Below are 26,363 nucleotides of genomic sequence, written 5' to 3' on the forward strand. Positions count from 1 at the left end.
TCAAGGAAGCGCCTGAGTGAGCACCGGAACGTACAACCGTACGTGAGGAGCAGAGCGAAGAAGCTGACGAAGAGATGCGAAGTTTATCTTTAGCCGAAATTGTTCCTTGAAAACTAGATTATGAATAGTAAAAACAAGAAAGAAACCGAGTAATCGCCATCTTAGATTCTCTATTTTAGAGAATTACTTCTTTGAAAAGTAATCGTATTAATCGAATACTCATTCAAAGATTTGAGAGCAAAGAGAAGCAAGTAGGTCAAGGAAGCGACCGAGCGAGCACCGGAGCGTACGCTAGTACGTGAGGAGCAGAGTGAGAGAGCTGACGAAGAGATACGCCGCTTATCTTTGGTCGAAACTAAGTTAAGTTAGAAAGGGCGCACGGTGGATGCCTTGGCACTAGGAGCCGATGAAGGACGGGATTAACACCGATATGCTTTGGGGAGCTGTAAGTAAGCTTTGATCCAGAGATTTCCGAATGGGGAAACCCTCTATCCGTAATGGGATAGAATCTTTACCTGAATACATAGGGTACTGAAGGCAGACCCGGGGAACTGAAACATCTAAGTACCCGGAGGAAGAGAAAGCAAACGCGATTCCCTGAGTAGCGGCGAGCGAAACGGGATTAGCCCAAACCAAGAGGCTTGCCTCTTGGGGTTGTAGGACACTCTATATGGAGTTACAAAGGAACGGGGTAGACGAATCGATCTGGAAAGGTCAGTCGTAGAAGGTAAAAACCCTGTAGTCGAAACTTCGTTCCCTCTTGAGTGTATCCTGAGTACGGCGGGACACGAGAAATCCCGTCGGAAGCAGGGAGGACCATCTCCCAAGGCTAAATACTCCCTAGTGACCGATAGTGAACCAGTACCGTGAGGGAAAGGTGAAAAGCACCCCGGAAGGGGAGTGAAATAGATCCTGAAACCGTGTGCCTACAAGTAGTTAGAGCCCTTTTATGGGTGATAGCGTGCCTTTTGTAGAATGAACCGGCGAGTTACGATTACATGCGAGGTTAAGTTGATAAGACGGAGCCGCAGCGAAAGCGAGTCTGAATAGGGCGAAATAGTATGTGGTTGTAGACCCGAAACCAGGTGATCTACCCATGTCCAGGGTGAAGTCCAGGTAACACTGGATGGAGGCCCGAACCCACGCACGTTGAAAAGTGCGGGGATGAGGTGTGGGTAGCGGAGAAATTCCAATCGAACTTGGAGATAGCTGGTTCTCTCCGAAATAGCTTTAGGGCTAGCCTCAAGATTTAGAGTATTGGAGGTAGAGCACTGTTTGGACTAGGGGCCCCCATCGGGTTACCGAATTCAGACAAACTCCGAATGCCAAATACTTATTCTTGGGAGTCAGACTACGAGTGATAAGATCCGTGGTCAAGAGGGAAACAGCCCAGACCACCAGCTAAGGTCCCAAAGTATACGTTAAGTGGAAAAGGATGTGGAGTTGCTTAGACAACCAGGATGTTGGCTTAGAAGCAGCCACCATTTAAAGAGTGCGTAATAGCTCACTGGTCGAGTGACTCTGCGCCGAAAATGTACCGGGGCTAAACGTATCACCGAAGCTGTGGATTGACATCTATGATGTCAGTGGTAGGAGAGCGTTCTAAGGGCGTTGAAGCTAGACCGTAAGGACTGGTGGAGCGCTTAGAAGTGAGAATGCCGGTATGAGTAGCGAAAGATGAGTGAGAATCTCATCCACCGAATGCCTAAGGTTTCCTGAGGAAGGCTCGTCCGCTCAGGGTTAGTCGGGACCTAAGCCGAGGCTGAAAAGCGTAGGCGATGGACAACAGGTTGATATTCCTGTACCACCTTTAAATCGTTTGAGCAATGGGGGGACGCAGGAGGATAGGGTAAGCGTGCTGTTGGATTAGCACGTCCAAGCAGTTAGGCCGGTAATGAGGCAAATCCCATTACCATACGGCGGAGCTGTGACGGCGAGGGAAATATAGTACCGAAGTTCCTGATTCCACACTGCCAAGAAAAGCCTCTAGCGAGATTTATGGTGCCCGTACCGCAAACCGACACAGGTAGGCGAGGAGAGAATCCTAAGGTGAGCGAGAGAACTCTCGTTAAGGAACTCGGCAAAATGACCCCGTAACTTCGGGAGAAGGGGTGCTCTTTTGGGTGTTAAAGCCCGAGAGAGCCGCAGTGAATAGGCCCAGGCGACTGTTTAGCAAAAACACAGGTCTCTGCGAAGCCGCAAGGCGAAGTATAGGGGCTGACACCTGCCCGGTGCTGGAAGGTTAAGAGGAGGGGTTAGCGTTCGCGCGAAGCTCTGAATTGAAGCCCCAGTAAACGGCGGCCGTAACTATAACGGTCCTAAGGTAGCGAAATTCCTTGTCGGGTAAGTTCCGACCCGCACGAAAGGTGTAACGATCTGGGCACTGTCTCAACGAGAGACTCGGTGAAATTATAGTACCTGTGAAGATGCAGGTTACCCGCGACAGGACGGAAAGACCCCGTGGAGCTTTACTGCAGCCTGATATTGAATTTTGGTACAGCTTGTACAGGATAGGTAGGAGCCTTGGAAGCCGGAGCGCCAGCTTCGGTGGAGGCATTGGTGGGATACTACCCTGGCTGTATTGACATTCTAACCCGCACCCCTTATCGGGGTGGGAGACAGTGTCAGGTGGGCAGTTTGACTGGGGCGGTCGCCTCCTAAAAAGTAACGGAGGCGCCCAAAGGTTCCCTCAGAATGGTTGGAAATCATTCGTAGAGTGTAAAGGCACAAGGGAGCTTGACTGCGAGACCTACAAGTCGAGCAGGGACGAAAGTCGGGCTTAGTGATCCGGTGGTTCCGCATGGAAGGGCCATCGCTCAACGGATAAAAGCTACCCCGGGGATAACAGGCTTATCTCCCCCAAGAGTCCACATCGACGGGGAGGTTTGGCACCTCGATGTCGGCTCATCGCATCCTGGGGCTGTAGTCGGTCCCAAGGGTTGGGCTGTTCGCCCATTAAAGCGGTACGCGAGCTGGGTTCAGAACGTCGTGAGACAGTTCGGTCCCTATCCGTCGTGGGCGTAGGAAATTTGAGAGGAGCTGTCCTTAGTACGAGAGGACCGGGATGGACGCACCGCTGGTGTACCAGTTGTCTTGCCAAAGGCATCGCTGGGTAGCTATGTGCGGAAGGGATAAGTGCTGAAAGCATCTAAGCATGAAGCCCCCCTCAAGATGAGATTTCCCATAGCGCAAGCTAGTAAGATCCCTGAAAGATGATCAGGTTGATAGGTCAGAGGTGGAAGCGTGGCGACATGTGGAGCTGACTGATACTAATAGATCGAGGACTTAACTAAAACGAAAAGCGGAAACGCCTGTTTATCGGCGTACAAACTGGAAGAGCTTCGACTGAGATAAAGGAAACACGATGAACGTAAGTGAATCGATGTTGACTTATCGTAGGGAGATGATCGGAAGTTTGCTAGGCGATAGGCGTTAGAGCTGGACAATAATGATTACTCAATTCTTTCTTTTACTTCATAATCTAGTTTTCAGGGAATAATTTTTCGAAATTATACTTGAAAAAATCTCAAAAACATGTATAATAAAATATGTCTTGAGAAAAGTCTGGTGGCGATAGCGAGAAGGTCACACCCGTTCCCATACCGAACACGGAAGTTAAGCTTCTCAGCGCCGATGGTAGTTGGGGGTTCTCCCCCTGTGAGAGTAGGACGTCGCCAGGCATACCATATTATTCCGCAGTAGCTCAGTGGTAGAGCATTCGGCTGTTAACCGAACGGTCGTAGGTTCGAGTCCTACCTGCGGAGCCATATTGGAGAGCTGTCCGAGTGGCCGAAGGAGCACGATTGGAAATCGTGTAGGCGGGTAACCCTGTCTCAAGGGTTCAAATCCCTTGCTCTCCGCCATTAACTTTCTATATGGCCCATTGGTCAAGCGGTTAAGACACCGCCCTTTCACGGCGGTAACACGGGTTCGAATCCCGTATGGGTCACCAAGACATATCATTACATTATGGAGGATTAGCTCAGCTGGGAGAGCATCTGCCTTACAAGCAGAGGGTCGGCGGTTCGATCCCGTCATCCTCCACCATTACTATTATCGCGGGGTGGAGCAGTCTGGTAGCTCGTCGGGCTCATAACCCGAAGGTCGCAGGTTCAAATCCTGTCCCCGCAATCTGGTCCGGTAGTTCAGTTGGTTAGAATGCCTGCCTGTCACGCAGGAGGTCGCGGGTTCGAGTCCCGTCCGGACCGCCATTTTTAAAAAATCAATAGCAATAAATAATGGCTCAGTAGCTCAGTCGGTAGAGCAAAGGACTGAAAATCCTTGTGTCGGCGGTTCGATTCCGTCCTGAGCCACCATTTATGTCGGAGGGGTAGCGAAGTGGCTAAACGCGGCGGACTGTAAATCCGCTCCTTCGGGTTCGGCGGTTCGAATCCGTCCCCCTCCACCATCTATACAGGGGTATAGTTTAAAGGTAGAACGAAGGTCTCCAAAACCTTTGGTGTGGGTTCAATTCCTACTACCCCTGCCAATTTTCATTAAATATTATGGCGGATATGGCGAAGTGGTTAACGCATCGGATTGTGGCTCCGACACTCGTGGGTTCGATTCCCATTATTCGCCCCATTTTTTTGACACTTTTTTTATTTTATTGCATATAAATAGTATTGGGCTATAGCCAAGCGGTAAGGCAACGGACTTTGACTCCGTCACTCGTTGGTTCGAATCCAGCTAGCCCAGCCATTTGCGGAAGTAGTTCAGTGGTAGAACACCACCTTGCCAAGGTGGGGGTCGCGGGTTCGAATCCCGTCTTCCGCTCCAAGTATATTATGGCGGCATAGCCAAGTGGTAAGGCAGAGGTCTGCAAAACCTTTACCACCGGTTCGAATCCGGTTGCCGCCTCCATAATCGTTTATAATTTATATTTGTTACATATCATGCCGGGGTGGCGGAACTGGCAGACGCACAGGACTTAAAATCCTGCGGTAGGTGACTACCGTACCGGTTCGATTCCGGTCCTCGGCATTACCCAAACAAATTATAAACGCGCCGGTGTGGCGGAATTGGCAGACGCGCACGACTCAAAATCGTGTTCCTTCTGGAGTGTCGGTTCGACCCCGACCACCGGTATCTTTAGGTGAAAACGAGTTAATTTAAGAAACGATTAAACACTCGCAAATGTTGATATATCAATGTTTGTGAGTGTTTTTTGTTTTGTGGGGAAAACGGCTGAAGTAGGTAGGATTTGAAATCATTTTACACATTTTTTACACGAATAATTTTCACACATGACATTATTTTTCTATTGTTACAGTATGAAGATATATATGTATATTGAAATTTTCATTTATTTAAATGAGTAAATATAATTTAAATGGTAAACTGGAAATAAGTAGGTAATTTATACTAATGAATATAAGTGAAATGAATGAACTGCTATTGAATTGTTGAAGTGAAGTTTGGAGGTATTATATTGATTATTGGGAATCGCAAAGGTGTAAGAGTAATTGAAAATCCAAACACTCGAGAACCTTTAGAAGAAGGAGAAAAGTATTTTAAAGAAAGAATCTGTTCTTCAGATATTTTTGACGGTTGGACACTTTACGAACAACCTATTATTAATTCAATGCATCCTGATTTTATTCTATTACATCCTGAAAAAGGAGTAATAATAGTTGAGGTAAAAGACTGGCATTTACAATCACCTGCATATAGCAATGATGGAAAGGTACTTGGAACTAATGGGAAATATATAAATAAAAATCCAATATCCCAAGTGCGCGCATATAAGGATATGATTCTTAAATATGAATTAGATGAGTTTTTAAATGCTAATGAAAAATATCCTGATATTTCAGCTGCAATGGTATCTACTGTAATTTACTTTCATATAGCTTCAAGAGAAAGGGCTATAGAGTTTTGTGGTAATCCAAACCACAAGTATTGCTTAATTTGGACAAGAAATGAATTGGACTATTTATTTAAAACTTCCCATCCAAGAAAAGATAATTATATTTATCCAAAGTTTTTATTCTATGAAAGATCTTTATTCGCTAAAGATAATGAACAGACGCTACAGAAGCTAGTAAAAAACCTAGAAAATGTTTTGAGACCCAGTGATTATGCAAGAGAAAGAAAACAACCAATAACTCTGACTACAGAGCAAAAGCGTTTGGTTGAATTGAAAAGTGGAAGTATCAGGAGATGGAGTGGAGTTGCTGGCTCAGGAAAGACATTGATATTAGCTACCAAAGCAACGGAAGCAATAAAGAATGGGCAACGAGTACTTATTTTAACATTTAATATTACACTAAGACACTATATTAGAGATTTATGTAGTCAGCAGCATGGTCATGAAAATAGAAGATTATTAAAAACAAATTTAACCATTGCACATTTTCATGGATTTCTAAAAATCTTATTAGCCGAATTAAAGCTCTCGGCTCCCAATGGTGACCTTGAAAAGTATACTAATAATGTAATGAATACGATTTGTGATGAAATAAATGTTAATTTTCCAGGACATCTAAATTATGATTCTATTTTGATTGATGAAGGACAAGATTTTAATGGAGGCTGGATACGCTTCCTGAAACAATTCTATACTAGTAGAGGAGAATTATTAGTTTTTTTTGATCAAGCACAAGATCTTTATAAACGGAGCTTATGGATAACAGACCCAAATCAAATAGAAGGCATCGGTTTTAAAGGACAACTTGGTCATTTGAAAATATCCCATCGACTTCCACAGAGTATAGTTTCACAGATTGATATTATTAGAAATCTGCTTAACATGGAAAATAGTGAAAAAATCATAACAACGAATTCTCAACAAGATTTATTTACCCGAATAAATTGGAAAAATGTATCCGCTGACAAGAACAGGGCTTATGTGGTCGATCAACACATAAGAACGATATTATCAGAGGGTATCAGTACATTAGAAGATATAACTGTTATTACAATGAAAGAGGATACGGGAATTGAGTTGGTAAATTATTTTGAAAGCTTACATGTAAAGACTTCTCATGTATATGATCTATCTGGGCAAAAAGATTATAACGAGAGACGGAATGAAAAATGGAAATTTCAACCTGGTAAGGGACGCTTGAAGGTTTGTAGTTATCATAGCTATAAAGGTTGGGAAAGTTCACATATTATTTTACTTTTAGAGGGTATAGGAGATGATTTGAAAAGGAAAGAGGAACTACAAAATGCTTTGTTCATAGCGATTACACGTGTGAATGCATTTTCAGATTCAAGAAGTTTCCTATGTATTAATAATTGTCCAGATTTTAATTGGTTAGCTCCTCATTTTAATGGAGAATAGGAAATTAGTAGTTCTTTTCAAAATACTGATGCCAACAATAAGTTCCAAATAATGATGAAATATTATTTGATATTAAACTATTTAAACAATAATGCCTGTCGCCAATTGTGGGGCAGGTATTATTATTACCGAAAAAATCATAAAAATATGCAATTTCGCATATTTCGGAATTGACTTTCCTCTAAGACTATTTTACTATACAAATATACTCTTAGTTAAATTATGGAAAAGGGGTTACTATACCATTATGTTTGATTTAAAGGATTTTAGACAAAATGTCTTAAAAATGACGCAAGAGGAATTTGCTAAGCTGATTGGGGTTCGTCAAGATTATGTGTCAAGAATGGAGAAAACACCGGAAACAATAGAGTTCAGCATGCTTTTAAAAATTGCAGAAGTAACTGGAACGACACTAGATGAATTAGTAGGGTATAAAAAATCACTTCCAAAAGCACTTCAAGTAGAAAATACGTGGGAACCTTCTGCATTTATTAAAAAGACCTTGCTCAATTATTTAAAAACTAAAGCAGAAAACTTACCACTTAATCAAGAAATAAAATATGAGAAGTTAGTTCTAGATCTAGAAAGAATGATTCAAACAACCATAGTTAAACCCACTGTGGCAATTGTTGGTATGTCAGATGCTGGAAAGAGTAGATTGATAAACTCTTTATTAGGTAACGATAAAATGCCGACATCATGGACACCAACAACTTCGGTGAGCGTACATATCAAGCACGTTGATGACCGCCCATCATTTATTGATGATGAAGTATGGATTTTTACAGGAGATAAGAGCGGTTTTGACACAAAGAAACTGTATGATGAAACTTATTGTAAAAAATGGAGGATCGCAAGTGGACCTGCTTCGATTCTAGGTGAGTACGGAACACGCCAAGGGGATAAGTATGATATTGAAGAGGCTTCTGCTGCAGTAGTATTTGTAGATAGTTCAATTTTGCAAATTTGTGACATTGTGGATTTACCTGGTTTTGGAACAGGTGATAGAAGAAATGATGATATCTTGGCTCAAAAATCAAGAGAATTCGCGGATATAGTTGTCTATATGTCAATTGCAAATGGATTTTTACGAGCAGCGGATATTGAATTTATCAAATCGACATTAAATTCCTTACCTGTAATTGAAAATAGGGGGAATGGGTTGAACCCACTCAATAATCTATTTGTTATTGCTTCGCAAGCACACACAGTTGATAACGGTAATAAATCCGAGCTTGAGAATATTCTAGATGCCGGGTCTAAGCGTTTATATAACCTAGTACCTGAAGAAATATGGGAGAATCGTGAAGAGCAGTCTGGTTATGTTCACACAGAGCCTGTATTACGTAAGCGCTTTTTTACATATACAACAGATAAGCCTTATCTACGAGAGCCCTTTGAAAATGAAGTCAGAGAAATTTTAGAAAAACTACCATCAATAATTAATCGAAATGCAATTGATGCAATCAAGAAGCACATAGATGACCTTAAGCTAGATCTTAAAAGAGAAATTAATCAGTACGAGGATATTCTTAAAGAAAGAGAAAAATATAAAAGATTATTAGATGAAATCATAAATAATGAAGCAACACGTGTAAATGAAAACGAAAAAGCACGTGAAACCGTGTTAAACAGTATTAAAACTCTTCAAAAAGAGTCAGTTAGTGATTTTGAAACAAAATATACATCAGTGATATCGATAGATAACATCGTAGATATTATTAAAGAAAAAAGGTACAAAAAGAAAAAGGAAGATATGGAATTATTAGCAGGATATTTGAGTAGTAAACTGCAAGCTAAATTACAGACTATTTTAAAGGGTAAGTCGGAAAAGCTAAACAACGTGATTGATAATTACCTCCAAAACTTTAATGTGCAAATCAATAAATTAGAGAGCGAATTAAAAAGTTTCAATATCCCATTTGATACAGTGAAAATTTTTGCAAGTGGGCTAGCGGGTTTGGCTACATTCGGTGGTCTTGCGATTTGGGCATCAACTTTAGGGAACTTAGGTGCTTATATCCTTGTAGCAAAAGGTGTTAGTGTATTATCTGCTCTAGGCATTTCTGTAGCAGGGGGAACAGCAGGTGCGGCCTCATTGGTTGCAGCTATTGGTGGTCCAATAACGTTAGGAATTGCGTTAGCAGTTATTGTTGGTTTATCCGTGTTTGCATTTGCATCAGGAGGATGGCAAAAAGGAATTGCTAAAAAACTTGTTAAGGAATATTCAAAGCAAGATGCATTTGGCCAGTTTGTCACCGAGATTGAAAAGTTTTGGGATGATACAGAATCCGCCTTCAATGCCGCTGCCGATCATTTAGAAGCACAGTGGAAAGAATATGTAGAAGGTTTAAATGAAATGGTTAATTCTTCTAGCATTGAAGATATAAAGGCAAGCATTCTTAAAGCAGAACGTCTTCAAAGTTTTTTGGAAGAAATGCCATTGTCGGAGTCTACAATGGCATTAAGGGGGATGTAAGATGATGTCGATTGACGAGCAATTATCACTTTTTCAGGAATTTCTTACCAAAAATGACATATGGCAAGCAAACTTACTCATCAAAAATATCTTTAATAAAAATATAGAAAATCGAGATGTTTTTCAGACATTTTATGAGTTCAGTATAAAAATTGCCAACTGGAATTTAGATATACCAACACGAAAATTGTTTTTAGAGCAAGCTTTCTCTGCAGTCATTTTTTTTAGTGAAAATGCGTTATTAACAAGTGATGTAATAGAAATGGTTTATGCTTGCCAAAACGAAGTAGATAATATTCGAAATGAAATTACTCGCATAGAACAAATTCAAATAGATCGAAGAGTGGAAGATGCTAAAAAGGAACAATCGGAACTTATTCTCAAGCTTACGGAGTACAAATTTGCACTAGGAAAAAGTAGAAATCAACAGGAGTTTAATACTCTCCTAGAAAAAATAAAAGTAGTAGAAGAACAGATAGATGTAAGTTTTCTAACTGAGATGGATGAGAAATTGTATAAGGAACTAACTATGGATTATCCGAACATTATTAACCAAAAGCTTAATGAGTTTGAGAAGGTCAAGGTAAAAGAATATAACAAGAAGGCCGTTAGTGATTTTTATCAGGTTTTTAATGAATTTAAGCAAAATGAGGATAAGTATAAAACAAGTATGTTAGAGCTTAAAAGACTCGTGCGAACCCGATTATTTTCGTATGATGCTGGGCGTTTATTAAATGAAACAATAATTTACTATAATCATGTTTACTCCTATATCTTTGGTAAATTAGACGAAGAAGGTAAATACAATTTAACTGAGCTTGCAATTGAATTGGAAAAAGCAAACTAACAAGGAGGTGGCTTATGTTTAAGAGTAGAAAGTCCATAACGAACGGATTAAGTCACTCCCCACATTTTGTGAATACTAATTTGTTTGTTATGCCACTTCAAAGTTCAAATACATTTGGAACTATCAAAACAACGAATGCCTATAATGAGCAATTTGAACGAATTTTTACAAGTCTGAATGAAAAACGGCAAGAATTACAGTCGAGAGTGAGTTCACTACCACCAGGAGATGACTCACTCCGCAATCAAGGTGTATACATGGCCTGGAAGTACGAACAAGCGGAGATTCAGATGGGGGGTAAAGGGTCTAGAGATTGGACAGATGCACAAATGCAGGAGATTTTCGATAGGGGACGAGTGCGAGGAGCAGAGGGTCATCATATAAACTCAGTTGGTGAACATACATCACAGCAAGCGAACCCTGACAATATTAAATTCATGAAAAATAAAGAGGAGCACCTTGCTGCGCATAACGGAAATTGGAAAAATCCTACTGAGGGTGACCTCATCGATAGAAACTCTCGTCTTGAAGACATAAATAATAAACGAATCAATAAAAATGAATTGACTGGAATCGGTTTAGCTGCAGCAATTGGGTTAGGTATAGGGTTTACAATAGGTGCTGTAACAACTCTTGCTAAACAAGGTGTATCTGTTAAGTCGGTAATGGAGGCAGCAGGAGTTGGTCTTAAGACAGGAGCTGAATCTTCCGTATTAGCAGTTATTAATCATGGCCTAGTACGTGGAATTGGTGAAGCCGCTACTACTGTTCTTGCTCAAATTGCTACTGAAAGATTTGGATTTACTTTGACTGAAAACCTTGTGAAAATGTGCAATATGGCAGTTGTAGGTGCCGTTTCAACAATTGTTTTCAGTACATGGGTATTTGTCAAGTTAAAATGGAAAGGTCACGCCACATCATTTGCTCTCAAGCAAGTAGGTAAAACATTAGGTTATTCATTAGGTATCCTGTTTTTATCTATTGTTGCACAGGGGATTTGGGGTGGACACGCAGGCTTAATATTATCACTTGGTATCGGTTTATCGATGGTATTTTATCAGTTCGTCAAAATGCAACTAGATAAACAATTCTACGAGAAAATACGTCTTTTTACTATTCATAAGCTTCGGCCAAATTTTTAGACTTGATTTATGGCTATGATGAAATATGGAGAAAGGTAGTGTGGATTTGATTTACAATGATTTTATTACAAAAGTAAAGTTGCAAGATTCACGTAACGAATTTGGTGAGCTTGACCGAGTTGAAGACTTTGATATACCAATAATTTTACATGACTTTTACAAGTATGCTAATCCTATTGATGTCGAAGTGACGCAGGAAGATTTTACATCAATCAAGTTCTATCCAGCATCATCCCTCCTCAACTTACAAAACGAATATGACCTACCAAGGGATACATTTGTATTTGCTTCAAGAGAAGGAGACCCAATTCTGTTGAAGGGAGAGAAGGTTTACACAGCAGTCCATGGAGTTGAAAAATGGGATCCGAAATTACTCGCAAATTCTTTCGATGAATTTCTTGGAATGCTTATTTCGTAAGGGTTAAAAATGTAGGTTGAATTTAATTATTCTTTTAAATTAATGGACCATACAAATAATAAATGTATTTGTAATACAAAATAAAGTACTTAAGTTATGAAACATAAAAATCTCTTTTGAGAAATCTACAAAATTTTTAGTTTTTTTGCAAAATTCGACAAAGATTCGAGTTGTTTAATAGTACATTTGTAACAAGAAAGTAAAAGAGGTTTTCGGATATACATGAATGACTGAGTTAATCTGTATGACCAGGTATTGTTGCGGGGGTTGAGAAAATGAATTTATACTATAAAGCTTTGTATGATGATTCTAGAAAAGCTAATAATATGGTAACGGCTGTTGACGATAATATGAGAAAGTTTGAACGTTATTTGACACTAGCGATTAAAGCGCTACGAGAAAAAAAGCATGTAAGGGCAAAATGGGATACAGTAGAAGACCCTACTAAACTAATCATTGATCCTTTATGCTATCAAATTACCCTGAGCACATCATCGGTGTTAGAAGTTTTTATGGATGAAAACTACTTAGAATTAAATGTAGAAAACAATGTTCCGTTCGAACCAGGAAGCGGGATTCGTCTAGATAATAATTTTATGCCACTTCTCCCTACTCAATTTGAGCTTATTTCGATCAGTTCCACACGTCATTTATTACGAATCACGGATAGCTCTGCTTATAATGGGGAAAAACAGGCGCTAACGAGTAACGGTAGCATCGCGACTATTACCCCTTTTGAGATTAAGGATATTTCCCAAAACGGTCATCACCTGACGTTAAGCGGGAAAACATATAACGAGAAAAAAGGTTCATATTCCTTTGAAATAAAGGGAGAAATCAATGAAGATGAAGATCTTTATATTAATGGACTTTATATGAACCAATCAGATTGGCATATAGCAAATCTGTCGGGGGATCTTTATTTCAACGAAAAAGGTGAGCGAATTCCAATCCTTGAAAGAAACGGAAATGCACTGTACGTTTCGCAAAGCTTTCCAAAACCTAAAAAAATCACCCATGGTGGTATAGACGTTCATTTTAAAATTCAAACGATTCCAATCCCAAAGAAGATTCATGTCAATGGAGTAGAAATCGCCATAGAGCATAATCGAGATTCATTTGAAACATTAAGTAACGTTTCCGGCTTATCTAACGATCATATATATAGGGATCCGGAAAATGGGATCGACATGTTTAAAATATCGAAATATGATCAAAAGAGTAGTTCAAGGAAAGGCCAATTAGCGATACGACTAATAGACGAAGAGGAAGATGATGAGTCATTCTCTAAATCGAATGTTGATTACTTCTTTGATCAAGACACGGAAGAATTAGAAGGGATACTCGACGGAAAGCAAGTGAGGTTGAAAATTGAAAAGGTTCTTCCAGATGAGCGAATCCTATTCATTAGTAGGCACGATAGAACGACACTTAAATTTAGTGATATACCTGAAGTCCTCTCCATTCGGGTAAATACGTATCAATTAGAAATGCAACGAAAAGCGATACAAAAGCTAAAAAGAGTACCTTTAACAGATCAAAAGCCACTTATTGATCTATCGAGAAGAAAAGAAAGAGAAAAGGTATGGAAGTCCTTTACACCTGAAACCATTACAGAATGGAAAGTATTGACCGACCATACTAGAGAAGGTGTTCAAGCGCAAAGAAGCTTTGTTTCAAAAGCACTCGCAACACCCGATTTTGCACTGTTAGAAGGTCCACCAGGATCAGGGAAAACAACAACCATTCTTGAATTAATTGTTCAATTAATTCAACGGGGTAAACGAATTCTTTTATGTGGTTCAACACATGTCTCGCTTGATAATGTGTTAGAAAGGCTACAAGAGAAGAATTTGTTAGATGGAATTTTTCCATTACGGATCGGAAAACAAGATTCAATTAGCGAGAAAATTAAAGAATTCACGATGGACAACTATGAAAATAGTAAGTTCCGTGATGTATTAATTGAATCGGCAAATCTAGTTTGTGGAACCACATTTGGAATCTTGAAACATCCATTATTTAATCTTAACGGTGATGAACCGCCTGTTCCTAAATATGATTACTTAATTATTGATGAATCTAGTAAAACAACGTTCCAAGAGTTTTTAATTCCTGCTCTATTCGCGAAGCGTTGGATCCTTGTTGGGGATATTAAGCAATTACCGCCCTTTAATGATCGTGAACATGTGAATGCTGCAATCGATGATGACGAAAAATTATCACCTGCTTTAAAGCAAGCATGTCTTCTCATTTATCAATATATCCATGATTTTAGAGTGCGAATGCCTGTTTGTCTCGTTTTACAGGATGATGTAATTAAAAATATTCAAAGTGAGCTGGCAGTGGCTGACCCAGACGATATGAAGAAAAGGGTTGTTGTTATAGATGAGAATCCGACTGTTGACTCTATTTCTTTCGTAGGCATTTCCCAAATGGATATAAAAAAGAAAAATCCGATTGTCTGGAGTATGCAAGGCGCTGAGGTGATTTTTGTAAGTGAAAAATTATATTCACTTGTTGAAAATCAGATTCCAACGAATATGGTTGTAATCAAAGATGATTGGGAAAATTCATCTAATCACTATCAAGTGAATGCTTTTTATTCTCGTCACCCTCAAGAATTACATCAGTCATTGCAATATACTTGGAAGTCAAGCAGAAAACGTGAAGCTTTGGCAATCGATTTTTTCAGTGAACAAAAGAAGTTTTTAAAAGAAAAAACATGGGCATCAGAATATGGATGGAGATTAGTTCGTTCTTTTGAGTTGGAGAATGTAGACAATTCGCGAACGAGAGAAAACTTAAAGAGGAATCTAGAATTACTTTCGCCTAACACTGCAGCTGCTCATATTTTAAAAGATATTGAAACAGTAGGTGACATTGCATTGCCATCTATCTTGCAAGCCCTTCAGGATGGGGTTGGGAAGAATAGAGATCAGTCACTTGAAACGACCTTAAATTCTGGTTTCAATATGGAAGAAAAACAAAATCGATTCGTATCTTTAGACTATCAACATCGTATGCACCCGGAAATTTCTCAATTTCCAAGATCCTATTTTTATAACAATGAGGCACTTCGCGATTCATCCTATACGAGGTACAAGCGTGAATGGACGTACAATCGTTATCAGAATAGAAATATATGGTTAGATGTTAGTGGTAAAAACAAGCGCTCTACGAATGAAGCTGAAGTGCAAGCGATTATGAAAGAACTAAGAGAATTTATCAAATGGGCGGCTACCCATAAGAATGATGAACATGATAAAGGAATCTGGGAAGTAGCATGTATAACTTTTTACAATGGCCAACGAAAAGCTATGGCAGATGAACTAAAGAAATTAACGGGACAAAAAAATAGGCTGGCTAATTTTTCAATCGGAAATGTTGAAATTAAAAATTATACAGTGGATAAATTCCAAGGCCAGGAAGCGGATATCACATTCCTATCAATGGTTCGAACTGACAGAATCGGCTTTATGGATAATCCGAATCGATTAAATGTAGCCATTACACGTGCAAGATACCAGCGTGTTATTGTGGGTAAATATCAGTTTTTCCTAAATAATAAGCAATCCGAACAATTAAGGCTTTTACCGAGGGAAGCGACGAAAATGACGATAAGTCAAAAAGAGTTAGGAGAGTGAAATAGATGAAGATGACCCTTAAACGATCAGGTGGAGTGAAATCATTTGAGGCCATCCTAACCATGGAATGGTTTTCTCCGGATCGTCCAGATATAGTAGAATTGCTTGCATTTTTAAAAGAAAATGGCGGACTCGCTTCTGTCGATAAATTGAAAACGATGATGGGAAACGTACCCGATTTTGTTGCAGAAGGTGTAATTAATCATTTAAAGAGTACAGGCTTTATCCATCCGCATGGACTCATTTCGACGAAAGGTAACAAAGTCGTGGAAACGGGAAAAGTGCCGATTGAAGAGAAAGGTCAGTATAAGTTTTATTACATTGAAGATTCCCTTTTGGAAAATTACTTACTCCATTTTGAGCGCAGTTCCAAGATCATGAATGATAAGACTGCCTATATAGACGTAAAATTGTTTCAAGAAAAGAAGTATGATTCTGTCATTAACTCGCATCGTTTTCAAATAAAAGGTTTTGATGGGCAGAGTAAGATGGCGTATATAGAAGAAGATAGTGGTAAATACCAACTAGAATGGGAGATTGATTTATCCCGAGAAAACCCATCAAGAATGTTTTTATCAGGAGAATTGGGAAAACGAAATAATGGACGAACCCAAAAGTTCCCGAATAAAGAGATCGTCGCTAAGACGTATATTGATCCCTATCAATTTATTAGTCTTATTATTCAAAAAGTAAAAAAGAAAGAAATGGAATGGAATGAGGGAAAAAGAATCCTTCTAGTTCCATTTGACATGGTCACAGAGGAGGAACTTTCGACATTAACCACTTCATTAAAAGTCCCAGATTGGGGTGAAGCTGGACGATTTGGAGGTTTTGGTGCATCTGAAATAAATATGATTCCAATCGGACCGCTCAATGCCGTCGAAGCGAAAAAATGGGTGATTGCATTAGCGAAAACATTTCTTCAAGAAGGGTATAAAAATCAAACAGAGCTTTACTCATTTTTAGAAGGATTAAAGGCTGAGACAGCATTTAGTAGTTATGAGTATGTCTTTGATGGCATTACAATTAGCGATATTTTAGATGAGGTCAGACACAAAGAAGATTATCAGGCATTTTGGAACTTACAGGCCCCAATTGATTTGTTCCTTGAATTGGATGACAAGTTTATTGTTCGGAATAAGAGATTGGACCTTGCAGCAGGAATGCAGTTTTCTATGCTGGAATTAATTGACGAATTAGTTGGTTATGAAGTACCTGACACACTTGTATTTTCGTCCAAATTTGTTCAAAATCCAGCGCAAGTAAGAAAATTTGAGTTGTTTGTAAAAGCTTTTAAAGCAAAAGGTGTTAAAAATGTATTGCTCGTAACGAAACATGGTGTGAGCTTCCAAGATAAAGAGATTAAGGTGGAAAGCTACGATAATGTCTATGTTGGAAGTATTCCACCTCATGATCGTTATTTTGCTTTTAAAGCAAATGGCAATTGGCATCGATATAAAATGACTGCTGAGCTTGACCAATGTCGATTTGAACGAATTTTTGATGCAAATGAGCATACACGTGGTTCGTGGCAAGATATTTCCTTTATGGAAATCTTACCGGAAGTATTTCCGCAAAAATTAAATGAACAATTGAGTATGATGGAAGAGGTGTACTACCTATGACAACAGCTACTCTCCATATGAAGCAGATTGAGGAAAGACAAGATAATTCCGACAAAGTTCTACACAACATTTGGGAAAAACAAAGTGCACATGATTTGGACGCGGATTTGGAACAATTAATTCATGTTGTTGTCAGTAAATTAAGAGAAGCAACAGATGTTGTTTGTTTGAGTAGCAACGTCCCACTCCCAAAGGAAATTTTACAAGAAATTCCTAGGCTCGCTCAACGAGGAGTACGGGTTTATTTATTGTTAAATGAATTCGATCATCTGTATGCAAGTTTTATCAATAATAAGGCAATCATTCGAATCGATGAACATGTTGTTGGAAATATACTCCTTATTGACCCAAAGCTTACGACAAAAAGTGGCTATTTGTTTTCTTTCAATAGTTTTAATTCGGTAAAAAACGGAACTCATTTTTATGTTCCGTTTGATGGCACTCAGTTGAAGGAGGCCTATCACTATTTTCTTAGCAGGTTTTGGTCATCGATGGAAGAATATCGTGATAGTAAAATGGAGAGGAACAGTCAACAATTGTCACCACCGTTTGACATCTATCCGTTAATCGATCCAGAGGGCTTTTACTATAATAGTAGAAATTCTCACTATTTACGCTCGCAACTGGAAGAGATCATCCTGCAAGCAAATCGAAGTCTTCAGATTGGACTTTCAAAATATAATGAGTTAGATGCTCTATATGCTACCTTGTACCTAAAGGCAGAGCAGGGAGTCTCCATAACACTGTATACTGGTTTACATGTTGAGCACGATTTTTTAAAGGAATTTCGAGATAACGAGAATGTGGTTGTGAAGGCAGTCGAACATTTAAACAACTTCTTTGTATTGGCGGATAATGATGCTGGATTATTGTTAAGTGGTACTTTAGACGGGCATAATGAAGCGGGAATATCATTGAGTCCCAAGGCGGTTCAAGACTTTATTAACCGACTAAATCGACTGGAACCAAATATGTGGTCCTTTCGTAAAGAAATACGACTTGGAGAGATTCAAACCAGAAAAATATTCATCGACCATTTTAATAAACAATTTAAAGAAAAAGAAATTGAAGAGTTCACAACAGTGGATTACGGCGAAATTGTTGCTCCCACATTGCGGGCCTTTTTCGAGGGAGCTCATAAGCCGGGGAAAAAGCAATCAGACGAATTAGCAATGACTACCATTCATCGATGGAAGTTAATTCCGCCTGTGTTAGATGATAACGCCAAGCAAGATGCCTTATATGATCAGTGGGAAAAAGAAACTACAAAACTAAAAAAATATGTCGAACAAGTTCTTGAGTACGCAAAAACAGTAGGTAAGGAAAAGAAAGCATTTTTCGGATCCATTTTCGGTAGACTTTTCCAAAAAGACGACAAGGTTGATGTAGAAAAGATTATCCAAGGCCTGGAATCAGCAACAATAGAGATGGACAAAGGGATCTTCAAATGGTCAGCTGCCGATGAACTATTAAAGAAAATAGAGCAGTACACTTCAAAGTTGTTGGAACAGCAATTAGAGTTGAAGGAAAAACAAGATTACTACGAGAAAAAAGAAAAATGGGAGCAAGAGAGAAATACAGTATTAAAGGAAAAACAGGATAAAGAAGCTGCGTTGAAAGCTTTAGAACATGAATATAGTGAAGTAGAATCGCAAATGAATGAAGTTGCCCCAGAATTACTGGATGAAATCAGTTTATATAAGCTTGAAATACAGGACCTTGAAGAAAAACTGTCGTTAATAGCAGTGGAGGAACAAGAAGCTCTTTCGTTGAAAAATGTTCATGATGTGGTGCTCAAGGTTTGTGCAAATTTAGATGAGAGAATTAAAGGATTTCAGAAGTTAAAGAATGCCGAAAAGAAAAAGTATTTTACGAACAAGGTTGAACCTTATTTAAAAGGTGAATTTGATAGTATCGGTAAACTTGATATTTTGAAGTCGATCTTAGATTCAAATAATATTAAAGACGGCAAAGAAAAGATGAAATACGTGAAGAAGGAAATTGCTACACACGTAGAGTTAAGAGAAGAAATACCTTCTGATAAGGAAGACATTTTAAAGCAGTATGAAGAACTGTGTGAAGAAAAAGATAAATTAAATCACCAATTAACGCAGCTAGAGCAAAAAGGGTCGGAAAATAAAAAAGAAGAGAAGACTAAGCTACAAAAACTAGACAAAGAAATTCAAAAGGCTAATCAAGAATTATCACAAAATGAAAAAAGATTGGAGAAATTAGGGGAAGAATTTAACTATTCACCTAGCAGCAAGGAAGCTCAAAAACTCCCATTCTCCACAAACTTTACCCTAAACCTACCAAAAGAGAAGCTACCTCACGTTGGGAAGCTATACAAAGTTGGAAAAACACGAAAACTAGCTATCTCCAATCAGCAGCAACTAAGCGCTGGAGAAGAAGAAGCAGTCAGACTGCAGGCTGAATTGGTATTGGGGTAAAGAATGTAAAGTGTAACAGTGCCGAGGTCAGATTATACTTTATTAGCTTACATTGATTGAATTAGTATTATAACAAAAACAAAAGCTCAATATAGGTGGGCTTTTGTTTTTGTTTTTCAGGAAAGTATTTCAATTCTCTAACTTATTTGAAATACCTGATTAAAAAAGTAACTGTAGTAATATTACATATTCTCAAAAGTTTCAATCGTTAGTTTCTCCTCTTCCTCGCGCAATTCCTTAAGCACGTGAGAATAGTGCTTATAAGTCGTTTCGATAGTGCTATGACCCAAACGCTCGCTAACGTAATTAATGTCAACTTTCCTATATAGTAGAATACTTGCATGAGTGTGTCTTAACCCATGCATAGTGATTGGATCGATACCAAGTTCTTGTAAAGTTTTTTGTAAGAGCTTGTTGGCGTTGGTGTTGCTAATTACTCTGTACTTTGACTCTGGGCTATAAAAGACTAATCCATATAGATTAGGTGTAATAGTCTCGAAAAGCCTTCTAAATGCATTCATTGTCTTTTTATCTAGTTTGATTGTACGGTTGGATGCTTCATTTTTCGTTGGACCGAAACCTTCAGGATGTCTTTTCGCATAACCCCATGTTTTGTTAATGGTTATTGTGTTGTTTTTAAAGTCAAAATCCTTTCTTGTCAATCCCACTAACTCGCCAAACCTCGCTCCAGAAGTTAATCCTAATAGAATTAGATAATAACCTAGCCCTTCACCTAACAAACTATAAATCGTTTCTAGTAATATTTTAGTTTCAAAATAATTTAAATGCTTTTCTTCTGGCTTCTTCGCAGGATTGCTCCAGGTGAGTACGGCTTTCCTTGTGAAATCATGTAGGATAATTTGCTCTTCAATCGCATCCTGTACGCACGATCGAATATGGATATTCACTTTCTCAACAGTCTCTTTAGCCTTATTAGCTCCAAAGTTATTTAAAAAAAGCTGGTAGTCATGGCGTTTGATTTCCTGGAGTGGTTTGCCGCCAAAATAATCTTTAATAACTCTATAAGTATAATCGTAATGAAGTTTGGTGGTATTTGTTAAATTAGATTTATATAATGTCATCCATTTTTCAAAATAATCATCAAAAGGCATCTGCTTCAAATGTGGTAAAATCCCTTTTGCTAGATTTGCCTCAATTTCTGCTGCTGCAATTTGTGCTTCCTTTTTGGTTTTGAATCCACCTTTTCGTATCAGCTTCGAAACACCTTTCACCATATGACTTACAGTAAATTGATAGGTTTTACCCCGTTTTTGTATACTCGCCATTCTATGATGTCACCTTTCTAATGTTGTTTGGGGTTTAACCAAGCACGATATAAAAGGTGTGCTTGGTAATTCAGTATATTAGTAGTTTTTTAAGCAAAAATCCGATCGAAGTTTTCATCTAAAAACTTTGCCATCTTTGATGCTTGAAATGACCAGGTTTGTCCTTTGCTTTTTGGATAGAATACAAATCCACCGTTTTCTGCATCTAGTATTTTCTTGAAACTTGTTGGATAAAGTATATTTTCTTTGATCCATTCGCTTTTTCTATTCACTCGATTCTCAAGGTCTTTCATAGACCAGTAGACTCCTGTTAACTGAAGTTTTTTCAGTTCTTGTAACTCGATTTTAGAAATAATTACGGAATCTGAAGGGATAGGAATGTTTATATTTACTGATAGTGCTTGAACGTAACTAGGTTCCTTTTGATGGTAGAAAAGATGATTTTTACTTTGATTATCTTGATATACAGTTGCAATTTCTGTTGCCATTCTGTTCACCTCCTGGTTGAAAATGTTTATCAAAGATACTTGGTTATCGGTAGGATAATAGAAATTATTTGGGCCAAATAATGGAAATATCTCTAACATTAATGATTAATATATTTATGTATTAATAGTAATATTGAATTAGAAGATTGGAAAATTTTCGTGGGGGTAGGGGATATTATAAAATATTGCAAGAATATTCTAAAACTGTATAAACTCCAGTATATCTACTAGTTAGAGTAAACGCATCTGAATTATCCAAGTTTGTAAACATACTCTATATTAAAGATGGTATAAATCACTGTTACATCAAAAGCAGCAAGTAAAAAAAAATTTTTTGATAATAATTAACTATTGATGCTTCTAATTTTGAAGTATTAAAATTCTCCTACTCCTAAGAGGGGGTGTCTTATATTACTAGTACAGGATAGTAAATCGTTTGGTAACTAGTAATAATGCATTATTGTATAATCAAAATATAGATACTATAGGTTGTGTCTTATTTATAGATTATTAGTAGGTGGAAACGTTGAATATTAATCCAATGATTTATGACTTTGTAAATTAAAGGTGAAATTTGCTAATGAATTTTCTTGTTATTTAAAATCGGAACAAAAAAGGCATAAGTCTAAAAGATCTGTATCCAATAATTCACTATTACAGATTATAAATTTAATGAAAATAAGTGCACTTGGGTCGTAGGGGAGAAGTATAAAGTAATATATAAGGGGTAATGTGCAACACCGAAAAGAAGAATTGAAAGTCATTTGTTTTATTCGAAGCACAACAAATTACGTCAAGGTAATGTATACAAAGTTTGTAAGAAAGCAGATTATCCAAAATCAGGAATTGATATTGATAATGTACCACATAAAAATATAGTTGGTTCGCAAATTAGCAGCATTAGAACCGTTACTAAGGTTTATTAAAGTTTTACTATACGTACAGCAATTACTAATCTAACAATAGTGTTCATTACAATAACGGCATTCTATTGGTAGACTTTTAGGAGGAGATACAAATGATTGGTCAAGAAAAAAAAGATAATCCACAAACAAAATATGTACAACACTTCTCAACCAGAATTCCATGGAAGGACAACGATTTTACTGGGAGAATTGATAACAACCCTAGATATAATGTAGCTGCTCAAGTAATCCCTAATATTGCAACATCCCGGGACTTGGAGTTTGAGGAAGAAAATAAAGGTAAAAGTTACGAGGAAGTAGGAGCAGTAAAAATGCAAGACTGGATCACAGAGAACGCGGCGTTCATGAGTGATACCAAATTAGAAATTAAAATGAAGCATCCGTATAAAGAGGGAAATGCTAAATTCAAGCATTTTGAAGAAACCTCTTTTGAAATGGACCCATATTCATTTTTATTGCGCCCCTTTGCATGGACATTAAAGGACAAAGCTAAAGAAAAACAAAATTATTACAATTTTTATTTTGATTTAGACAAAACAGAACAAATGCTGAGCTGGCCAAGTTCCTGGGTGTCACATGGGGAATCTCAAAAAGGAATTTTCGATTACTTCTATTCTGGAATTAAACCGCAAAAAACCTTAATTTTCCCTTATTACAAACAAGTGCCTTTTATCGATGATAATAGGCGTGTAATTGCGGGAATAGGAAGTATCATATCAAATGTAGAACTTCGAGAATATGTGTCTGATGGAAGCAGTGATGAAAAAAACTATATTTGGGAGACAAATGCAGCTCACTCAATTAGAGTAGACGGTAAAGATGGCTTTTTAATGCCGTATCTAGAAATTTCAGATTTCGCAAAAAAACATCCTGATTTTGATGTAACGAGTGTCACAGTTTTTGAACCAGCAGGTTTTCGGGATGAATTCTCCTATGCAGCTGAATGGGTTAGCTATGATGCAGCTATTGATGTATTAAATCAGATGAAAACTGCACTAAAAAATATTGCTAAGCTTAAGCTAAAAGAAGCTAATCATGAATGGGTTAATGTACAACTTGAATATATTGATAAGCAATTAAAAAATGTTTGGAATCAACGTGGTATTTATCCAGGATTAGGTTCAATTTTATCAGCTTTCGGTGTTAGATATGGTTTCGATGTTGCTAAACATATTGATACCTCTGAAAACGACTTAATTTCTGAGTTGAAGTTATACTTTTTAGGTGATAAAGAAACGGGTAACGAAAATCTAGATGACAGCTTAGCTGACAAAGAGGATGAGTTTTTTGGTTTACTTAAAGATGAAAACAAAACTCGTTATTTTGAACTTTTGTCTCGATTGAATCTTTCTGTTGAACAAGCTATTTTTGCTTGGGGTAAACTGAAAAATAATGCAGTTGAGATAATTGAAAATCCATACCGATTATACGAACTAACACGAAAAGAAAAGGACATTCATCAAATTACAATTTCTCAGATAGACAATGCAATGTTTGTTAATCCGTTAGTGGAAAATAATTATCCTCTAAAGAAACCAACCAAAATGAGAACGGAAAGTGATAAACGTCGTTTTAGGGCGATGGTAATTTTTGTATTAGTTCATGCTGCAAATGAAGGCCATACTTTACTAAGCTTTGACCGTATTGTTGAAGAAATTAACAAGTTACCATTAGATAAAAGAACGGATTATCAAACAGAAAGAATTATAGGTGTCGTAGAGTTCTTACAGGATGGTGACTTATACGTTGATGAGGAAAACACCTACATCAAACTCATCGAATATCAAGAATATAAACAATTAGTAGGAGAGATAGTAAATAGTCGTTTAGAAAATCGTTTGACGAATGATCAAACCTGGAGAAAAATTATTGACAATAAATTTGGGGAACTTGAAGAAAACAATGAAGAAAATGATGAACGAGCACGTAATGAAAAGGCAATAGCATTAAGAACTCTCGAATCATCTAAGATATCTATCTTACTAGGAAGAGCTGGGACTGGTAAAACTAAAACATTGGGAATCTTTGCATCCTCAAAAAAAGTAAAGTCTGGTGGGGTATTAGCATTAACTCCCACTGGGAAGGCAAGAGTTCAACTGGAGAATTCATTTAGGGACAATAGTATTGAGGCAGAGTTTATGACAGTAGCACAATTCCTAATTCGTTCTAACGGTTTCAGCTGGGACACAATGACTTATAAGATGCCTACTCGACCTAGTTCAAGTATTTCCAAAACAGTGATTATCGATGAAAGTTCAATGCTGACAGAAGATATGTTCGCTGGCATACTCAAACTTGTGGATTCACATGCTGAGAGAATTATATTTGTAGGGGATCCCAATCAATTACCACCAATAGGAGCAGGACGACCATTTGTTGATTTGATAAATTACTTAGAGATGGAAGACCCAGATAAGGTCGCAACACTGAAAACTGAGATGAGACAGGGTTCCGGTGGCGATGATTTATCCTTTGCTCAAATATTCTCTAATTTGGATTTGTTGGATAAAGATGTAATTTATCGTATTCAAAATAATGAAACAGATGACCGCCTAAAATATATTCAATACAGCGATTTAAACGAATTAGAAAAAGTGTTCTTTAAGGAATTGGTTGAAATCAATGACATGACTACTGAAGATGATATTGATGGATTCAATAAAAGTTTAGGTGCGGAGAAAAACGGTATTTATACAAAATATAATACTGGTAAACATATCGAAGACTGGCAAGTCCTATCACCAACTAAATATATTGGGGCAGGAAGTTATTATTTAAATAACCAAATCCATCAGAAATATCGACAGGAAATAGTTGAAAACTGGAAAAAGTGGGAAAAGAGAAATAAATATAAACCGCAATCTGTTCAAAATATTGTTTTAGGTGACAAAGTTATTTCGAATAGAAATGAAATTAGAAAAGCCTGGGATAAAACAGAAGAATATATAGCAAATGGTGAACTTGGGATTTTAAGCAGAGCCAAAAAGAATGGTGATTATCCTGCCTCATATAGTTTTCGTTTCGGCTCATTTGAAGGAAAGTTATTCTCGTATACAAAAAGGGATTTTGGTGGAGAAAATAGCGATTCTAAACTAGAACTTGCATATTCTCTTACCGTTCATAAGTCACAAGGTTCAGGTTTTGGCAAAACAATCGTAATCATTAACGGTAAAAGTTCAATTATTACAAAAGAACTTTTGTATACTGCGTTTTCTCGTCAAAAAGAACGACTAACTGTAATAAGTGATTTGCCGATTCAAGAATTAATTAAGTATGCCAATGACTGGCATTCGGATACGAAACAACGTTATACGGATTTATTTGTGGCTCCAAATATCATTGAAATTGAATCAAATAACCAAAAACGGTTCTTTGAAGAAAAATTGATTCATAAAACAATTCGTGGTGAAATGGTAAGATCTAAGTCTGAAGTAATAGTGGCTAATATACTAGATAAGATGAATATCGAGTATTTCTATGAAAAACCAATAGAAGTTAATGGTAAAACCTATTTACCTGATTTTACTTTACGCTATCAAGGGAAAACAGCATATTTAGAACACCTAGGAATGTTAGGAATTAAATCATATGAAAAAGATTGGGACAAGAAAAGAGCAAATTATGAAAGTGTTGGAATATCAGAAGCACATGGAAACCTGATAATTACAAAGGATGGATTAGATGGTAGTTTGGATGCAACGTTAATAGAGAGTAAAATTGAAGCATGGATTAAAAATAGTTAATTTATAAAAAGGTCTGTTTAGACA

Annotated in this window: 11 protein-coding genes, 15 tRNA genes and 2 rRNA genes; 26 read left to right on the top strand and 2 right to left on the bottom strand. The window is 37.6% G+C overall.

Annotated features, from left to right (window positions below):
- The first annotated feature begins 358 nt into the window (after nucleotides 1-358).
- The 25 genes from NYE52_RS04095 to NYE52_RS04215 all read left to right on the top strand — a co-directional run bounded on the left by NYE52_RS04095 (nucleotide 359) and on the right by NYE52_RS04215 (nucleotide 19,896).
- Nucleotides 359-3,293: ribosomal RNA gene (locus NYE52_RS04095) — 23S ribosomal RNA — on the top strand.
- Between the two features lie 270 nt (nucleotides 3,294-3,563).
- Nucleotides 3,564-3,680 (top strand): 5S ribosomal RNA (gene rrf / locus NYE52_RS04100).
- A gap of 12 nt (nucleotides 3,681-3,692) precedes the next feature.
- Nucleotides 3,693-3,767 (top strand) — tRNA-Asn (locus tag NYE52_RS04105).
- Nucleotides 3,768-3,771: 4 nt separating this feature from the next.
- Nucleotides 3,772-3,863, top strand: a tRNA-Ser gene (locus tag NYE52_RS04110).
- A 14-nt stretch (nucleotides 3,864-3,877) separates the two neighbouring features.
- Nucleotides 3,878-3,952: transfer RNA gene (locus NYE52_RS04115), tRNA-Glu, on the top strand.
- Between the two features lie 19 nt (nucleotides 3,953-3,971).
- Nucleotides 3,972-4,047: transfer RNA gene (locus tag NYE52_RS04120), tRNA-Val, on the top strand.
- Nucleotides 4,048-4,057: 10 nt separating this feature from the next.
- Nucleotides 4,058-4,131, top strand: a tRNA-Met gene (locus NYE52_RS04125).
- A gap of 3 nt (nucleotides 4,132-4,134) precedes the next feature.
- A tRNA-Asp gene (locus NYE52_RS04130) sits at nucleotides 4,135-4,211 on the top strand.
- Nucleotides 4,212-4,240: 29 nt separating this feature from the next.
- A tRNA-Phe gene (locus NYE52_RS04135) sits at nucleotides 4,241-4,316 on the top strand.
- Between the two features lie 8 nt (nucleotides 4,317-4,324).
- Nucleotides 4,325-4,408: transfer RNA gene (locus tag NYE52_RS04140), tRNA-Tyr, on the top strand.
- 7 nt (nucleotides 4,409-4,415) lie between these two features.
- A tRNA-Trp gene (locus NYE52_RS04145) sits at nucleotides 4,416-4,489 on the top strand.
- Nucleotides 4,490-4,508: 19 nt separating this feature from the next.
- Nucleotides 4,509-4,584 (top strand) — tRNA-His (locus tag NYE52_RS04150).
- Nucleotides 4,585-4,626: 42 nt separating this feature from the next.
- Nucleotides 4,627-4,701, top strand: a tRNA-Gln gene (locus NYE52_RS04155).
- 3 nt (nucleotides 4,702-4,704) lie between these two features.
- Nucleotides 4,705-4,779 (top strand) — tRNA-Gly (locus NYE52_RS04160).
- 10 nt (nucleotides 4,780-4,789) lie between these two features.
- Nucleotides 4,790-4,863 (top strand) — tRNA-Cys (locus NYE52_RS04165).
- 34 nt (nucleotides 4,864-4,897) lie between these two features.
- A tRNA-Leu gene (locus NYE52_RS04170) sits at nucleotides 4,898-4,983 on the top strand.
- A 23-nt stretch (nucleotides 4,984-5,006) separates the two neighbouring features.
- Nucleotides 5,007-5,088: transfer RNA gene (locus tag NYE52_RS04175), tRNA-Leu, on the top strand.
- A gap of 343 nt (nucleotides 5,089-5,431) precedes the next feature.
- Nucleotides 5,432-7,288: an NERD domain-containing protein/DEAD/DEAH box helicase gene (locus NYE52_RS04180; protein ID WP_341191900.1), complete on the top strand. Its 1,857-nt coding sequence runs from the start codon at nucleotides 5,432-5,434 to the stop codon at nucleotides 7,286-7,288.
- 247 nt (nucleotides 7,289-7,535) lie between these two features.
- Nucleotides 7,536-9,767, top strand: coding sequence for a dynamin family protein (locus NYE52_RS04185; RefSeq protein WP_341191901.1), 2,232 nt, complete (start codon nucleotides 7,536-7,538; stop codon nucleotides 9,765-9,767).
- Nucleotide 9,768: 1 nt separating this feature from the next.
- Nucleotides 9,769-10,614, top strand: coding sequence for a hypothetical protein (locus NYE52_RS04190; RefSeq protein WP_341191902.1), 846 nt, complete (start codon nucleotides 9,769-9,771; stop codon nucleotides 10,612-10,614).
- Nucleotides 10,615-10,628: 14 nt separating this feature from the next.
- Complete coding sequence (locus NYE52_RS04195) at nucleotides 10,629-11,756, top strand: hypothetical protein (protein ID WP_341191903.1); 1,128 nt, start codon at nucleotides 10,629-10,631, stop codon at nucleotides 11,754-11,756.
- 40 nt (nucleotides 11,757-11,796) lie between these two features.
- Nucleotides 11,797-12,174 (top strand): hypothetical protein, encoded by a 378-nt coding sequence (locus NYE52_RS04200; RefSeq protein ID WP_101730513.1) that lies wholly within the window; start codon nucleotides 11,797-11,799, stop codon nucleotides 12,172-12,174.
- Between the two features lie 275 nt (nucleotides 12,175-12,449).
- Nucleotides 12,450-15,821 carry an AAA domain-containing protein gene (locus NYE52_RS04205; protein ID WP_341191904.1) on the top strand — a complete coding sequence of 1,124 codons (3,372 nt, stop codon included), beginning with the start codon at nucleotides 12,450-12,452 and terminating at the stop codon, nucleotides 15,819-15,821.
- 5 nt (nucleotides 15,822-15,826) lie between these two features.
- Nucleotides 15,827-17,446, top strand: a complete 1,620-nt coding sequence (locus tag NYE52_RS04210; RefSeq protein WP_341191905.1) for a hypothetical protein — start codon at nucleotides 15,827-15,829, stop codon at nucleotides 17,444-17,446.
- Nucleotides 17,443-19,896 carry a hypothetical protein gene (locus tag NYE52_RS04215; protein ID WP_341191906.1) on the top strand — a complete coding sequence of 818 codons (2,454 nt, stop codon included), beginning with the start codon at nucleotides 17,443-17,445 and terminating at the stop codon, nucleotides 19,894-19,896. Before NYE52_RS04210 ends, NYE52_RS04215 begins: the two co-directional genes overlap by 4 nt.
- A 182-nt stretch (nucleotides 19,897-20,078) precedes the next feature.
- Here the strand turns inward: NYE52_RS04215 and NYE52_RS04220 are convergent, their stop codons facing one another.
- Both NYE52_RS04220 and NYE52_RS04225 read right to left on the bottom strand, forming a co-directional pair.
- Entirely contained in the window at nucleotides 20,079-21,182 is a 1,104-nt protein-coding gene (locus NYE52_RS04220) for a site-specific integrase (protein WP_341191907.1), read from the bottom strand.
- A gap of 89 nt (nucleotides 21,183-21,271) precedes the next feature.
- Nucleotides 21,272-21,568, bottom strand: coding sequence for a DUF771 domain-containing protein (locus NYE52_RS04225; protein ID WP_341195108.1), 297 nt, complete (start codon nucleotides 21,566-21,568; stop codon nucleotides 21,272-21,274).
- Between the two features lie 1,120 nt (nucleotides 21,569-22,688).
- On the opposite strand from NYE52_RS04225, the gene NYE52_RS04230 reads away from it, so the two are divergent.
- Nucleotides 22,689-26,339, top strand: a complete 3,651-nt coding sequence (locus tag NYE52_RS04230) for an AAA family ATPase (protein ID WP_341191908.1) — start codon at nucleotides 22,689-22,691, stop codon at nucleotides 26,337-26,339.
- Nucleotides 26,340-26,363: the final 24 nt, after the last annotated feature.

The organism is Niallia sp. FSL W8-0635, from assembly GCF_038007965.1.
Taxonomy (GTDB): Bacteria; Bacillota; Bacilli; order Bacillales; family Cytobacillaceae; genus Niallia.

What these genes read in the sequence shown, in the direction of transcription:
- NYE52_RS04230 (WP_341191908.1), top strand. Translation starts at nt 22,689, where the DNA reads ATGATTGGTCAAGAAAAAAAAGATAATCCACAAACAAAATATGTACAA.
- NYE52_RS04205 (WP_341191904.1), top strand. Translation starts at nt 12,450, where the DNA reads ATGAATTTATACTATAAAGCTTTGTATGATGATTCTAGAAAAGCTAAT.
- NYE52_RS04190 (WP_341191902.1), top strand. Translation starts at nt 9,769, where the DNA reads ATGATGTCGATTGACGAGCAATTATCACTTTTTCAGGAATTTCTTACC.
- NYE52_RS04195 (WP_341191903.1), top strand. Translation starts at nt 10,629, where the DNA reads ATGTTTAAGAGTAGAAAGTCCATAACGAACGGATTAAGTCACTCCCCA.
- NYE52_RS04215 (WP_341191906.1), top strand. Translation starts at nt 17,443, where the DNA reads ATGACAACAGCTACTCTCCATATGAAGCAGATTGAGGAAAGACAAGAT.
- NYE52_RS04210 (WP_341191905.1), top strand. Translation starts at nt 15,827, where the DNA reads ATGAAGATGACCCTTAAACGATCAGGTGGAGTGAAATCATTTGAGGCC.
- NYE52_RS04220 (WP_341191907.1), bottom strand. Translation starts at nt 21,182, where the DNA reads ATGGCGAGTATACAAAAACGGGGTAAAACCTATCAATTTACTGTAAGT.
- NYE52_RS04185 (WP_341191901.1), top strand. Translation starts at nt 7,536, where the DNA reads ATGTTTGATTTAAAGGATTTTAGACAAAATGTCTTAAAAATGACGCAA.